The following is a 14,925-nucleotide window of genomic DNA, read 5'->3' on the forward strand; positions in this document are numbered from 1 at the left end:
AGGTGAAGCGATGTATTATCGTCAAATGGGGAAAATACCGTACAAACGGCATACGATGTTTAAAAAAGAAGATGGAACTCTTTTTAGAGAGCAGGTAATGGGAACAAGAGGTTTTTCAGGTACCCAATCGATTTTATATCATCAATTCTTGCCAACGGAGGTCGTTAAATCTGAATTAGTCGGAAGTTATTTACCTGAATATGAAAAACAGCAGTCATTAAAGCATCGTCATTTTTTTACCAGCAAGATACTAAAAATTGGTGATGCCATTAAAGCACGGGAATATCTACTGGGAAATCAGGATTTATTAATTGGTACAGCTAATGTGACAGAAGCAATGCAAAGCTTTTATCGGAATGGAGACGGAGATGAATTACTCTTTATTCATTGTGGTTCAGGAAAGCTTGAAACGATGTACGGGACCATTTCGTATCGTTCTGGTGATTATCTAATCATACCGATTGGGACGATTTATCGCTTGATACCTAACGAAAATGAAGTGACAAAACTATTGTTTGTTGAGTCTTTTAGCCAAATTACAACCCCAAGGCGCTATCGGAATGAATACGGCCAATTATTAGAGCACAGTCCATTTTGCGAACGGGATTTCCGCGGACCTGAGACATTAGTTACTTTTAATCAAAAAGGTGAACATGAAGTATTAACGAAATCGAGAGGTTTTATTCATTCCCATATTATTGGGCATCATCCGCTTGATGTGGTAGGTTGGGATGGTTATCTATATCCTTGGGCATTTAATATTGAAGATTTCGAACCAATAACAGGCAGGGTCCACCAGCCTCCACCCGTCCATCAAACCTTTGAAGGAAACAATTTTGTAGTCTGTTCCTTTGTCCCGCGGCTATATGATTATCACCCGGAGTCCATTCCGGCACCGTATTATCATAGCAACGTCAATAGTGACGAGCTCCTTTATTACGTTAAAGGCAATTTTATGAGTCGAAAGGGTATCCAAGAGGGTTCTATAACACTTCATCCCAGTGGAATTCCACACGGTCCACATCCGGGGAAAATTGAAGCGAGCATCGGGAAAAAAGAAACACTCGAACTTGCAGTGATGATCGACACCTTTCACCCTTTAAGGGCAGTTAAGGAAGCAGGCCGCCTTGAAGATCCAGCATATATGTATTCTTGGATTGAAAAGAATGAATAAGTATCGCTAGTAAGACAATCCGACTTGAAAAAGGTTGGATTGTTTTTTTAGGTATAGAAATGAAAAATAAAAACGATTAAAGATTGTAAAAAATGGTATTGTATATATAGGATGTTTTAAAGGTGATAAGAGGTGAATTCAATGGAATTAGAAACTCTAATGATGAAATTAAAAAAACATGCACCCAAAATCCTCGGAAGTGATAAATTTTCAAAATATGCTGTCCTATTACCATTGATTCAAAAAGAAGATGGTATCCATGTATTATTTGAAGTCAGATCAATTGAATTAAGAAGACAGCCCGGTGAAATATGCTTTCCCGGAGGAAAAATTGATTCACAGGATTCAACGGAAAAAGATGCAGCGATACGTGAGACTGTTGAGGAATTAGGTATTATAGAAGAGAATATCAAAGGTGTTTTCCCGCTCGATTTTATGCTCTCTCCTTTCGGTATGATTATCTATCCGTTTGTCGGCTTCATAAATAAACCGGAAACGATTCAGCCAAATCCATCAGAAGTAGGAGACATTTTCACGGTACCTTTGTCTTTCTTTATGAATACAAATCCGGAAATATATCAAATAAACTTTAAGGTGGCACCTGAGGGGAACTTTCCATTTAACTTAATACCTGGCGGTGAAAATTACAATTGGCGGGCAAGAGGACTGGACGAATATTTTTATCAATATGGAGAAAAGGTAATTTGGGGATTAACGGCTAAAATTCTTTGCCATCTTATTGAAATACTTCGTTAAATAGTTATGAACATTACCAGTAAAAGCAGGGATTCCATGTTTGGAATCCCTGTTTTTTTATTATCAAATCAATAATGTCCTTTAGAAAAATACAAATGTCCTCTTGAGGTAGAAAAAACTCTTGATTATTTTCTGAATAGGATTAAAATTAAAATTATATTTTTCAGAGATTAGGAGATGTCAGAATGAAAGTAATTAAGTTTGGAGGGTCCTCATTAGCATCCGGTAAACAAATCGAGAAAGTATTCCGGATTGTTAATTTAGATCCCGAGCGGAAAGTAGTCGTTGTATCAGCTCCAGGGAAAAGGTATTCAGATGATCAAAAGGTAACTGATTTATTAATTGAGTGTGCCGAACAATGCTTACTGAATAGGGATCCAAAGGTAACATTTGAAGCGGTCATCGAAAGATATTCTTCTATCGCAGAGGAATTAGCTCTTCCGAATCAAGTTATTAAGGAGATTGAACATGATTTATCGGAAAGGCTTAACGGAGATAGAAGCAAGCCTGATAGATTTATGGATCTGGTAAAAGCGAGTGGAGAGGATAATAACGCAAAATTGGTTGCCGCTTATTTTCGTAAACAGGGAATAGAGGCCCATTATATTGATCCTGGAGAAGCCGGGCTTCTAGTAAGTGATGAGCCGGGTAATGCTCAAGTTTTAGAGGAATCATATGGACGGCTCTATTCACTTCGAGAGCGCTCAGGTATTTTAATTTTTCCGGGTTTCTTCGGTTATAGCAAAGATGGAGAAGTGTTCACTTTTTCACGCAGCGGGTCGGATATTACCGGTTCAATCCTTGCTAATGGGCTAAAGGCAGACTTATATGAAAACTTTACCGATGTGGATGCTGTATACTCCGTCAATCCTTTTATTGTTGAAAGACCTAAAGAAATCAAGGAATTAACATACAGAGAAATGCGTGAGCTTTCTTATGCAGGCTTTACAGTATTACATGACGAAGCGCTTGTTCCTGCATTCAGAGCCGGGATTCCGGTTCAGATCAAGAATACGAATAATCCGTCTGCACCTGGGACGAAAATTGTTTATGAACGTGATAACACAAATGGTCCTGCTATTGGAATAGCGAGTGATCAAGGTTTTTGCAGTATATATGTAAGTAAATACTTAATGAATAGAGAAATTGGCTTCGGACGTAAACTTTTAAGTATCTTAGAAGAATACGGGCTATCATATGAACACACACCTTCGGGAATTGATGATGTGTCCATCATTTTGCGCGAAAATCAGCTTAGTTCTGAATTGGAAATAGAAATTAAACATCGGATTATAACAGAATTACATGCAGATGAGGTGAAAATCGAGCGTGGTCTGGCTCTCATAATGGTGGTTGGTGAAGGTATGCGCCGTAATGTAGGGACGATGGCAAGAGCTTCCAAAGCCCTTGCAAAGGCAAAGGTCAATATAGAAATGATTAACCAGGGTTCCTCTGAGGTGAGCATGATGTTTGGCGTGAAAGAGGTAGAAGAGAAAAAAGCGGTGCAAGCACTTTACGATGAGTTTTTTGCGGCAGTGACAGTGTAGTGTAGTATTATCTATCCTAAAAAACTTAAAATGGCTGCCGGCATGGCGGCCATTTTAATATTCATTCCATTTCTGCTCGCAAACAGCCGGTTAAAAGTTTATAGTGGATATGTGTCAAACTGTAATTTAGGTAAAGACTTCTTTATGAATCAATAATGTCGGAGGATTCTATGCAAAGGGCACAAATACCAACCTATGAGCGGATAGCGATTGATTTGGCGAATCGAATAAACGATGGACAATTTAAGGTAGGGGAAAAAATACATGGGAGATCCACATTAGCCAGTGAATACAAGGTATCCCCAGAGACGGTAAGAAGAGCAATAAAGATATTAGAGGATGTCGAAATTGTTCATTCTGCAAAGGGAAGCGGGATTGTTATTTCTTCCCGGGAGAATGCATTTAAATATATCCAACGTTTTTCGAATTTAGAAAGTATCAAAGATCTTGAAAAGCAAATGAACACGCTGATTGCAGAGCGGGACCAGCTGGATGGGCAACTATTCGATACTCTTAGAAAAATCATGGATTACTCTGGGAAACTTCGGCATACGAACCCATTGGCGCCGATTGAGGTAGAGGTATTTCCTGGCTGCATCCATATTGGGAAGACCATCTCTGAAGTGAAGTTTTGGCAAAATACTGGAGGTACTGTTATTGGGATGAAGCGAGAGGGAGAAATGATCATCTCACCAGGCCCATATGCTTTGATTCTCCAAGGGGATGTATTGTTGATAATTGGTGATGAAAAAACCTATGATCGAGTCGTTCATTTTTTGCAGGAATAGGTTTTGAAAGAAAGAAAAGCCGGGTCAACTCATGATGAGAGAACCGGCTTTTCTTTTTACTTCAATAATCCTTCTGTTTCTAAAAATTCTTTTGCTACTTTTGCAGGTGATTGCTTTAGGCTATCAACTTTATAATTCAGATCGCGCATTTTTTCATCAGTAAGCTTACCTGAAAGGGAATTAATGATGGTTTTTAATTCCGGATGTTTTTTTAATGTTTCTTTCTTAATTATAGGCACTGCGTAGTATGGGGGGAAGAAGTGTTTATCATCCTTTAATACCCTTAAATGAAAGGCCTTTAGCAGCCCATCCGTGGAAAAGGCATCAATAACATCACTTTTATGATTGTTTAATGCCGTATATCGTAAACCTCCATCAACCGCTTTTACATCTTTAAAATTGATATTATATGTTTTCGTAAGTCCAATTAATCCGTCCGCTCTGTTTGGAAATTCAATCGTTGGTCCGATGATTAGCCCGCTGCTGACTTTAGCAAGATCGGTTATTGTGTTCAAATGATACTGTTTTGCCGTATCTTGGCGGACAGCCAAGGCATAGGTGTTATTGAATCCAAGCGGTTTCAATAGTTGAATCTTATATTTATTATTAAATTCCTTTTGGACTGTATCATAAACTTGTTCAGGATCACTTTGCGGACTTTTCTTTAGAATATCAACTAATCCTGTACCTGTATATTCTACATACATGTCAATATCGCCTTTATTTAGGGCGCTGAAAGTCACCTGGGTACCTCCAAGATTTAATTTCCTTTCTACTTTTATATTAGTTTTGTTTTCTATTAAATCTGCTAAAATATTGCCTAATATCAATTGTTCACTAAAGTTTCTTGAACCAATTATTATTTTATCCTCTGCATTCGCTTTTGAATAGATAGTAAATGCGCCTCCAGCTGCTAAAATCATGCAAGACAAGCCAATCATCCATCTGCGCGTTTTCTTGACTGACCCTGCAGCACCTTTGGCAGATTGGTGTTTGGTGGCATATGAGAAAGAAGATTCGAGCTTCCCAACAACGAAGTCGATGACAAGTGCTAAAATACATGCTGGAATGGCTCCTGCTAAAATCATATTATTGTCGACGGTTTGCACGCCTGAGAATACAAGGTACCCAAGTCCGCCTGCACCAACAAAGGCTGCAATTGTCATTAATCCAACAGCGGTAACTGCTGAAATTCTGATACCCGCCATAATCATCGGGAAGGCTAGTGGCAACTGAACCTTTCTCATCGTTTGACTTTTAGTTAAACCGATACCTTTGGCGGCTTCCAGAATGTCTGCATCAATATTAGTTAAACCTGTATAGGTGTTTTTGACGATTGGAAGAAGGGAATAGAGAACGACCATGACAATGGCTGGAGTACTTCCAATTCCGATAAATGGAATCAAAAAGCCAAGCAGGGCTAAGCTTGGGATTGCCTGGATGACATTCGTGGTCCCAATGATTGGTTTTGAGAGCTTTGGTTCCCTTGAAATAAGGATTCCAAGCGGGATTCCAATTACAACGGCGATTAATACCGAAACGATACTTAACAGAAGATGTTGTCCAAGCAAATTGAATATTTGCTGATAATTTGTGGCTAGATAATTCCAAAAATTATTCATTAAAAAGTCACCTCCAAATCAATTAATTGGCTGCTTAATGCTGATAAGATACTGCTCCTTGTTATGAGACCAATTAACTGTTTTGCATGATTTACGACAGGAAGATATCCGATTTTATGCTCATTCATCGTTGATAACACCGATATTAAATTTGCATCCTGTGAGACAGATTGGATATTTTGTTCCATTACTAATTCTATTGCAGAATTCCGATTAAGTAATTGAATACTCTTTAACGTGACCATTCCTCTAAGAATATTATTTTTGTCTGTCACCATTAAGCTGTCTACTTTATTGTCCTTCATAATTTCAATTGCCTGCAGGACATTCCGCTGAGCCGTAATTTTAACCGGATGATGGATCATAATGTCTTCCGCGAGTAATAGTTCGGGATTGTTCCAAACTCTTCTTTTTCCAATAAAATCCTCAACAAATTCATTAGCAGGATTTTTTAAGATATTCTCCGGGGTATCGTATTGGAGGATATCTCCATCTTTTAATATACAAATTTTATCTGCAATTTTAATGGCTTCGTCCATGTCGTGCGTGACGAAAATGATGGTTTTATTTAGTTCCTTCTGCATTTGAAATAATTCATCCTGCAGTGAGCTTCTTGTAACAGGATCCAATGCACTGAATGGTTCATCCATTAAAATGATATCAGAGTTAGTGGAGAAGGCTCTTGCTACACCAATTCTTTGCTGTTGTCCTCCACTTAATTCTTTTGGAAACCGGTGCAAATACTCCACGGGATCCAATCCCACCAACTCAAGTAATTCCTTCGTTTTCTTACTAATTAAACTGGGATCTTCCCCTTTTAGCTTCGGAATTAATTCTAGGTTCTCTTTAATGGACATATGTGGAAATAATCCGGTATTTTGGATGACATAACCAATATTTCTGCGCAGATCGATGGCATTCATAGCAGAAATATCAATTCCATTTACAAAGATGTTTCCAGCCGTCGGCTCTATTAACCTATTAATCATTTTGAGTAGTGTTGTCTTACCACAACCGCTCGGTCCAATAAAAACCACCAACTGACCTGCTTCAATGTCCAAGGAAAAAGGATTGATGATTGTTTTGGTCCGATATTTCTTTTCGATGTTTTTAAATTGAATCAATTTCATTCCTCCCTCAAATAAATAATAACCCTTTGGCATGTAACAACTTAATCGTAACATAAAAGTTGTTGGTTTGTCGAATCGTTCACAAAAGGTCAAAGGATATGGCTTTCCATTTTCTCGCACAAAAAAATAACTCTGCAAAGTGAGCCGATTTATCCTTGGGATGAAAATAGGGTTATATAAATTAGGATAGATATAGAAAAAAGAAGGTAGACGTTGTTAATCCGTCTACCTGAAAAGAAATTTATTGACATTAAATTATTTTTGCAAGTCTTTTTTCGTGATTTCACTGCGAATATTCGTTTCTTTAGCGAATTCAGTTTCTTGCTTCTTGTTATTAGGGTACTTATTCATGCGCTCGCGGTTATCGTTACGATTTGTCATGACTGATTAACCTCCTTTCGAATCTCTTAGGTGATTATTTTGTACAAGGAGGTGTTTTTTAGTCTACAATTTCATAATTTTTGGTTCCAATACAATTGCAACGAGTTGCTCCTAAAGCTCTTGGTTTATTGCATCACTGTACTCTGCTGTAAGATTATTGATAATTTGTTGGACCGGTAAAATTTCCTTGATTTCGTCTACTCTAGCACCTGCAAAAACAAGTCCGTTATCTACATCACCAGAGACAGATGTTAGTAAAGAATCGAGAGTACAAAAACGATAAGAACAATTTTTTAAGCAATCATGGCATTTTGCGATTTTCAACTTGTCTGGTCCACTAATCTTTTTGGTAAAGTTATTTATAATCGCTCTACCTTGCAAACCGACGGTCGTTTTGACAAGAACAGTATCCTCTTTACTTGCATCAACATATTTTTGTTTAAAAGCGAGAGGAGCATCACATTCCTCACTTGCTACAAATCTGGTGCCCATTTGAACCCCTGATGCACCCATTCCAAGAGCTTTTGCAATATCACCGCCAGTCATTATCCCTCCTGCGGCAATGACAGGTATGGAAACTGCTTCAATAATCTCAGGTAGGATTTCAAACATAGGTCTATCCGTTCCTAAATGGCCTCCTGCTTCAAAACCTTCCACTACAACTGCGGCAGCTCCCAGTTTTTCAGAAATTCTAGCCAATTTCGCAGATGAGACAATAGAAATAACGGGAGTACCGGTTTGTTTGCCCCAAGCATACATATCCCTCGAGATACCTGCACCGGAAATAATAAAATCAACTTTTTCTTCGAGAGCAGCCTTCATTTTTTCTGCAAAATCATTCATAGCAAACAATACGTTTACGCCAATATAACCTGCGTCTTTCACAAGACTTTTTGCTTTTTTTATATGTTCACGCATTTCCTCTACCGAAATTCCTGTTCCGGAAATGATCCCAATTCCTCCGGCATTTGCGACTGCGGAAGCCAATTTACTTAATGAAATACCAACGCCCATTCCACCTTGCATAATCGGAACTTTTGGCATCATATGACCTATTTTTAATTGTGGAAAGTTCAAATCAAAACCCCGTTTCAATTGATATTATTAATTGACTTCTTTTGAATAGTACCATCTTGTTTTAGAAATGTATGTGATTTATGTTACCTGGTCATAGAAGTTGATAATATTATTTTTTAACAAATATAAGAGATGTTGGAAAAATAATGGGCATTAATGTAAATTATTTTTTTTTGAAAATTCTCTTGAAAAGCGCTTACATTCATTTTATACTATTAATAAATCGATTTACTAAACCGATTTATTAAAATGATTTATAAATTATTCGTTGAAAGGGGCTATCAAATGACAAATGTGATTGTTCCGTTAAATGCCTTTGAAAGATGGCAAGTTTTGAAGAATGGGCAGGCAGCATTCATAAAGTTAATTGCTCAATCAGGGGCTTATGGTATTGAAATTCGCCGTGAGCTGCTGCCAGAAAAAAATTTACAACTTGATTTGATAAAAAGTAAGATTCAAAAATACGGGCTTTTTACGGTTTACTCTGCTCCTATCGAATTATGGAGAGAAGACCATTCTTTAAATATTGAGGACTTGACAAAAGTATTTAGAGAGGGTGACCAACTAGGAGCCAAATGGGTAAAAGTATCATTGGGGTATTTTAAAAAAGTGCATTCAGATGTTTTTGTTCTAAAAAATTTCTTATCCGATTACCCGGAGATTCAATTATTGGTTGAAAATGATCAAACTAGTTATGGGGGAGATGTAGTCCGCTTAAAAGAATTTTTTGAAAGCGTTACCTTGTATGGTATTTCAGTTAAAATGACGTTTGATGTAGGAAACTGGTATTACTCTTATCAAGATTTAGAGTTCGCTTTAAGTGAACTTGGACCGTATGTGATTTATCTCCATCTAAAACAGGTCGAAAATCAAAAAGGAGAGCCTGTTACCGTACCATTGCAAAATGAAGGGAATACGAGTTGGAAGAAAGCTTTTTTCCAACTTCCTAGCAATATTATGAAAGCAGTTGAATTTCCGATTGAACCGATAGAAAAAACAGAAGAGTATATAAGGTTTATTAAAGAATTAGCAAAGGAAAGTGAGGCAGCACAATGCAAAAGCTTGATGTAATTACCTTTGGGGAAGCCATGGCAATGTTTATGGCCGATCATCCGGGCCCATTACACGAAGTCAGTCAATTTCAACTTGAGCTTGCCGGGGCAGAAACAAATGTAGCAATTGGACTTTCACGGCTTGGATTCCGTTCGGCGTGGGTTAGTAAAGTAGGAAATGATGCGTTCGGGAAGTTCGTTATTGAAAGACTTAAAAAAGAAAACGTCGACATAAACCAAGTCTTATTCGATGATTACTATCCTACCGGATTTCAGCTAAAATCAAAGGTCCTTACGGGGGATCCGGAAGTTCAGTATTTCCGAAAGGGTTCTGCTGCAAGCCATTTAAGTGTAACCGATTTTAATAAAGACTATTTTAAATCAGCTAGACATTTGCATTTGACCGGCATCCCCTTAGCACTCTCGGCAGAGATGAGAGAGTTTGCAAAACATTCATTGTCGTTTATGAAAAATCAAGGTCGATCGGTTTCATTTGATCCGAATTTACGTCCAACGCTTTGGTCAAGTACAGAAGAAATGGTGAGACAAACCAATGAAATAGCCTTTCAATCAAACTTTGTTTTGCCGGGTATGTCGGAGGGAGAACTTTTAACGGGCTTTAAAAATCCCCATGACATTGCTTCATTTTACTTAGAAAAAGGTGTTGAACTTGTCATAATTAAGTTGGGAGAAGCAGGGGCCTTCTTTAAATCACACGCGGAAGAAGGCACGGTAGAAGGGTTCAAGGTAAGGGAAGTAATTGACACTGTCGGGGCCGGTGACGGGTTTGCGGTTGGCGTGATTAGCGGGCTGTTAGACTGCCTCGATATACAGGATGTGGTTTTAAGGGGAAATGCAATTGGTTCTTTAGCAGTCCAGGCACCGGGCGATAATGACGGCTATCCAACCAAAAGTCAGTTGCACGATTATATTGAAAATAATTTACTGGGAGTGAAGTAGTATGATACAAACGATTGCAAAGCAAAGATGGTTTTATCTAATTCCAATCGCGTTTATCACATACAGTCTAGCCTATCTGGACCGTGCCAATTATGGATTTGGTGCAGCTGCAGGCTTAGCGAAGGATCTTCATATTACACCGGGCATTTCATCCCTATTGGGATCTCTTTTCTTCCTAGGCTATTTCTTTTTCCAAATACCAGGTGCCAGCTATGCGGAAAAAAAGAGTGCAAAAAAGCTAATTTTCTGGTCTTTAATCCTATGGGGAGGATTAGCTTCTGCAACAGGACTTATTCATAATATTAATCTATTATTTGTCATTCGCTTTGCACTTGGGGTTGTCGAAAGTGCTGTTATGCCGGCTATGCTTGTGTTTTTAAGCCACTGGTTTACGAAAGCAGAACGTTCGCGCGCAAATACTTTTTTAATCTTAGGAAATCCGGCAACGGTTTTATGGATGTCAATCGCTTCAGGTTATCTTCTGAAAGCATTTGGGTGGAGATGGATGTTTATTCTGGAAGGTCTTCCAGCAGTGATTTGGGCATTTATTTGGTGGAAAGTGGTTAATGATAAACCGAAAGACGCGAAATGGTTAAGTACTCAAGACAAAAATGAGTTAGAACTTCAATTAGAAAAAGAACAAGCAGGCTTAAAGGCCGTTAAAAATTATCGTGAAGCATTTAAATCAAAGCCGGTTATATTATTAAGTATCCAATATGCTCTATGGAGTATTGGAGTTTATGGTTTCGTCATGTGGCTTCCTTCGATTATAAAGGCAGCGCCGAATATGGGTATTGTCGAAACAGGCTGGTTATCCTCTGTACCATATATTTTAGCCGTTATCTTAATGCTGTCAGCTTCGTATTTCTCAGATAAAACATTAAACCGAAACGCTTTTGTTTGGCCATTCCTATTGATTGGTGCGGTTGCGTTTTATATTTCTTATGCAATCGGAACGAATCATTTCTGGATTTCCTTTTTCCTTTTAGTAATTGCCGGCGGCGCGATGTATGCTCCATACGGTCCATTCTTTGCAATCATTCCGGAAATCCTGCCCCGCAATGTTGCAGGTGGAGCCATGGCGCTTATCAATAGTATGGGTGCATTAGGTTCATTTGTTGGTTCCTATGTTGTTGGCTACCTAAATGGAGCAACGGGTGGGTTTGGAGCATCATATATTTTCATGGCAGGGTCTTTGTTCCTTTCGGCAATTTTAACAGTATGGGCGATAAATTCAGCTAAAAAGCAAAGTAAATCAACGAATGTAAAAGTAAGCGCTTAAAAATAATATTGGATGTGAGGATGACTGATGCATATGGGTCATCTTCTTTTTTATTATACTGGATAATAAATTCTTTAACCGATAAAATGGAGTCAATGAAATACGCTGAAAGAGGAAGATAGAATGGAAAGAGTTACAATGGCAGATGTTGCCAAAGAAGCTGGGGTATCCAAAAGCACGGTGTCCCAGTTTTTAAATAATCGCTTTGAATATATGGGGGAAAAAACAAAAATTAAGATTGAAGAAGCGATTTCAAAGCTGGGTTATCAACCCAATTACATCGCTAGAAGCCTAAAACAAAAGCGCACCTCTATGGTTGGAATCATCGTAGCTAACATCATGCATCGTTTCTCAACTGAAGTAAGCCGTGCGATAGAGGATTTTTTTCATAAGCATGATTTGCATGCAATCGTATGCAACGCCGATGATGACCCGTTGAAAGAAAAAAAATATATTGAAATGCTTAGGGCCAAGCAAGTGGATGGTCTGATTATTTTTCCGACAGGACACAATACCGATTTGTATAAAAGCATGATAAAAGAGGGGTACCCTGTCGTGTTTATGGACAGGAAGGTATCACACCTTGAAGCGTTTTCAGTTGTTACGGACAACTTGGAATCTACCTATCAGGCTATTAGGGAGCTTATTAATAGAGGAAATCAGAAAATCGCTTTTGCTGTCCAGCCTCTCACGATTAGCACACGAATAGAACGACTGGAAGGCTATAAAAAGGCATTGCTTGATTCGGGTTTCGAAATTAACCCTGACTTTGTTTTAGAAGCAAGTATTTCTGAAATGAAAAAGAGACTTGATAAACTTTTTTTATTAAAAGATCGACCTACTGCGCTATTTGCGGCGAATGATCGTGTATTTTTGGAGGTAGTAGAATTTCTCCAGATAAAAGGAATAAAGCTGGGTAGTGAAATTGATCTCATCGTATTTGATAATATACCTTTTGCTCATTTGATTGAGTCTCCCATATCATTCATTATTCAACCAGCCTTTGAAATGGGCAATAAGGCTGCAGAATTATTATTTGACCAAATTAATAAAACAGATGCGGGACCAAAAGAATTTGTTTTTCCAAGCAAGGTCCTATTCCGTTAACGTTTCCTCTAAAAAATAGTAAAAGCAATCGGAATTAACTGCCGATTGCTTTTATTATTCCATAATGACTAGGAACATTTTCGATTGAAAAACGCTTCCAAAAGCCTTATAATTTTATTTATAAACCGATTTAGTAAATCGATTTACTAAATCAAAAGGAGTTTGCAACATGAAAATTCAATTAGCATTAGACAGAATGGAAATCGAAGAAGCAATCCAATTAACAAGGTTGGTTGAGAGTTCTATTGACTGGATTGAGGTTGGAACTTCTCTAATTAAGGAATATGGCGTCAGCAGTATAAATGAATTAAAAAAGGCATTTCCCAAAAAGGTGATTGTTGCCGATATAAAAACGATTGATAATGCCCGCTATGAATTTGAAATGTGTTTTAATGCAGGGGCTGACGTGGCTACCGTAATGGGAGTGTCCCCTCTCGTTACAATTGCTACTTGTTTGGAGGTCGCGAGGCGTTTTAATAAAAAAGTCATGATCGATTTATTAAATTCCTCTGAGGAACAAAAACGAGCTTTATTGAAATATAGCGATGTTATTTTCTGTGATCATGTTAGTAAGGATGAACAAGAGGAATCAGGTTCACGCAATCCGGGGACGAGCGGCGGGGGTCTTTATGAAGATGACTCTCTTCAGATTGCCGTTGCAGGTGGAATCACTTTGGAGTCATTTGTGAACCTAAAACAAAAGATGAATCCAACTGTTGCGATTATCGGGTCTGCAATAACGAAAGCGGAAGACCCTGCAGCTACTGCCGCAAAATTTAAACAAATGATTTTTCAAATGAAAGGTGTGTAAGCATGAAAGTTATTCCGACAATTTTAAAAGAAATTGAAACAGTGCTTAATCATGTAGATCAAGAACAGCTTCAAGAATTCGCTATTCGTTTACATAAAGCAAAGCGGATTTTTGTAGTTGGAGAAGGACGGTCCGGTTTAATGGCTAAATCGTTTGCAATGAGGCTAATGCATCTTGGAGCAACTGTTTATGTTGTAGGTGAGACAATCACTCCTTCTATTGGAGAGGGAGATGTGTTAGTTGCTGTTTCCGGATCAGGAACAACGAAAAATGTTATTTGGACTGCAGAAAAAACGAAAACGATTGGCAACGAAGTATTAGCAGTTACAACTAATACAGAGTCATCTTTAGCTGCTGTTGCCGAAAAGTTTCTTCATGTACCTGCAGCCACAAAGTATCGCCATGAAAATGAGTTAAAAACGATACAACCACTGGGCTCTTTATTTGATCAATGTGTGCATATTCTTTTTGATTCAATCTGTCTTTTATATAGTGAGCTCAATCATGTGGACCATCAACAAGCTTTTAAGCAACATAGTAATTTAGAGTAGTAGCTAAAACAAGAGTTTTGCAGAGAAAGTGAGCTTGGCTTCTCACAGCTCACTTTTTTCTAATTGAATTTGTTAATAATTTCCGCCAAAATTTAATTGGAACGCAGTCTGGCATGGTAATCAAATATTTGTGCATTCACAACGTTAAGCGTTAAAATCCGAATATTACACTTACAATGTTTTTCTTCTTTGTTTTCTTTTTTTGTTTGCCTTGATCAAAGACTATTGATTCGTTTGAATGGGGGTCTTTTAGTTCATTAAACTGACTTTGAAGAGTTTCCAGGTGGTGAGTCAATTCTTTCACCTCGTTTTGCAGTTCTTCAATTTCACGGCGATGCTGTAGGAGTTGGTAGGAAGCGACTGAATCAGCTTTATCATAAAGGCGTAGTTCCAGCTCACTTACCTTTTTGGCTAATTTTTCAAAATCCTGGTTTTCTTCTGCTTGCTTAACAATCCCTTTTCGTGGCTTTTTCTCTTGCAATGGGGCAATTTCCTGCAGAATAGCACCATTTTGAATTTGTCCCTGTATTTTTTTTAACACTTCAATATCTTCATTATTAAAGAAATAATGGCCACGTTCATTCCGTTCCATCGGCAATTTGAGCTGTTTTACCCAGCGTTGTATGGTACTGGAGGATACCCCTAATAATTTTGCAACTTCACTTGTATTCATATCGAATCACCCCA

The 14,925-nt window shown here is 38.1% G+C and carries 15 protein-coding genes; 10 read left to right on the forward strand and 5 right to left on the reverse strand.

Annotated elements, in window-relative coordinates:
* Positions 1 to 10: 10 nt before the first annotated feature.
* From J2S10_RS04540 to J2S10_RS04555, 4 genes are all read left to right on the forward strand, one after another.
* Entirely contained in the window at positions 11 to 1,174 is a 1,164-nt protein-coding gene (locus J2S10_RS04540; RefSeq protein WP_307404817.1) for a homogentisate 1,2-dioxygenase, read from the forward strand.
* 141 nt (positions 1,175 to 1,315) lie between these two features.
* Positions 1,316 to 1,930 carry an NUDIX hydrolase gene (locus tag J2S10_RS04545; protein WP_307404819.1) on the forward strand — a complete coding sequence of 205 codons (615 nt, stop codon included), beginning with the start codon at positions 1,316 to 1,318 and terminating at the stop codon, positions 1,928 to 1,930.
* A gap of 185 nt (positions 1,931 to 2,115) precedes the next feature.
* On the forward strand, positions 2,116 to 3,477 hold the full coding sequence (locus J2S10_RS04550) for an aspartate kinase (RefSeq protein WP_307404820.1): 1,362 nt from the start codon (positions 2,116 to 2,118) through the stop codon (positions 3,475 to 3,477).
* Positions 3,478 to 3,647: 170 nt separating this feature from the next.
* Positions 3,648 to 4,265 carry a GntR family transcriptional regulator gene (locus J2S10_RS04555; RefSeq protein WP_307404822.1) on the forward strand — a complete coding sequence of 206 codons (618 nt, stop codon included), beginning with the start codon at positions 3,648 to 3,650 and terminating at the stop codon, positions 4,263 to 4,265.
* 56 nt (positions 4,266 to 4,321) lie between these two features.
* On the opposite strand, the gene J2S10_RS04560 is transcribed toward J2S10_RS04555, so the two are convergent.
* The 4 genes from J2S10_RS04560 to J2S10_RS04575 all read right to left on the reverse strand — a co-directional run bounded on the left by J2S10_RS04560 (position 4,322) and on the right by J2S10_RS04575 (position 8,493).
* A complete protein-coding gene (locus J2S10_RS04560; RefSeq protein ID WP_307404824.1) occupies positions 4,322 to 5,887 on the reverse strand; it encodes an ABC transporter permease/substrate-binding protein in 1,566 nt (521 codons plus the stop codon).
* Positions 5,887 to 7,011 carry an ABC transporter ATP-binding protein gene (locus J2S10_RS04565; protein ID WP_307404827.1) on the reverse strand — a complete coding sequence of 375 codons (1,125 nt, stop codon included), beginning with the start codon at positions 7,009 to 7,011 and terminating at the stop codon, positions 5,887 to 5,889. The genes J2S10_RS04560 and J2S10_RS04565 overlap by 1 nt, the downstream gene beginning before the upstream one ends.
* A 261-nt stretch (positions 7,012 to 7,272) precedes the next feature.
* Positions 7,273 to 7,398, reverse strand: a complete 126-nt coding sequence (locus tag J2S10_RS04570) for a hypothetical protein (protein ID WP_307404829.1) — start codon at positions 7,396 to 7,398, stop codon at positions 7,273 to 7,275.
* Positions 7,399 to 7,509: 111 nt separating this feature from the next.
* Positions 7,510 to 8,493 carry an NAD(P)H-dependent flavin oxidoreductase gene (locus tag J2S10_RS04575; RefSeq protein ID WP_307404831.1) on the reverse strand — a complete coding sequence of 328 codons (984 nt, stop codon included), beginning with the start codon at positions 8,491 to 8,493 and terminating at the stop codon, positions 7,510 to 7,512.
* Positions 8,494 to 8,760: 267 nt separating this feature from the next.
* Between J2S10_RS04575 and J2S10_RS04580 the strand changes: the two genes are divergently transcribed.
* From J2S10_RS04580 to hxlB, 6 genes are all read left to right on the forward strand, one after another.
* Entirely contained in the window at positions 8,761 to 9,546 is a 786-nt protein-coding gene (locus J2S10_RS04580; RefSeq protein WP_307404833.1) for a sugar phosphate isomerase/epimerase family protein, read from the forward strand.
* Positions 9,528 to 10,487, forward strand: coding sequence for a sugar kinase (locus J2S10_RS04585; RefSeq protein WP_307404835.1), 960 nt, complete (start codon positions 9,528 to 9,530; stop codon positions 10,485 to 10,487). Before J2S10_RS04580 ends, J2S10_RS04585 begins: the two co-directional genes overlap by 19 nt.
* Position 10,488: 1 nt before the next feature.
* On the forward strand, positions 10,489 to 11,769 hold the full coding sequence (locus J2S10_RS04590; protein WP_307404837.1) for an MFS transporter: 1,281 nt from the start codon (positions 10,489 to 10,491) through the stop codon (positions 11,767 to 11,769).
* 123 nt (positions 11,770 to 11,892) lie between these two features.
* Entirely contained in the window at positions 11,893 to 12,876 is a 984-nt protein-coding gene (locus tag J2S10_RS04595; RefSeq protein ID WP_307404839.1) for a LacI family DNA-binding transcriptional regulator, read from the forward strand.
* 169 nt (positions 12,877 to 13,045) lie between these two features.
* Entirely contained in the window at positions 13,046 to 13,687 is a 642-nt protein-coding gene (gene hxlA, locus J2S10_RS04600) for a 3-hexulose-6-phosphate synthase (RefSeq protein ID WP_307404841.1), read from the forward strand.
* A gap of 2 nt (positions 13,688 to 13,689) precedes the next feature.
* A complete protein-coding gene (gene hxlB / locus J2S10_RS04605) occupies positions 13,690 to 14,238 on the forward strand; it encodes a 6-phospho-3-hexuloisomerase (protein WP_307404843.1) in 549 nt (182 codons plus the stop codon).
* Between the two features lie 151 nt (positions 14,239 to 14,389).
* On the opposite strand, the gene J2S10_RS04610 is transcribed toward hxlB, so the two are convergent.
* Positions 14,390 to 14,911, reverse strand: coding sequence for a MerR family transcriptional regulator (locus J2S10_RS04610; protein WP_307404845.1), 522 nt, complete (start codon positions 14,909 to 14,911; stop codon positions 14,390 to 14,392).
* Positions 14,912 to 14,925: the final 14 nt, after the last annotated feature.

This window comes from Neobacillus ginsengisoli (assembly GCF_030813055.1).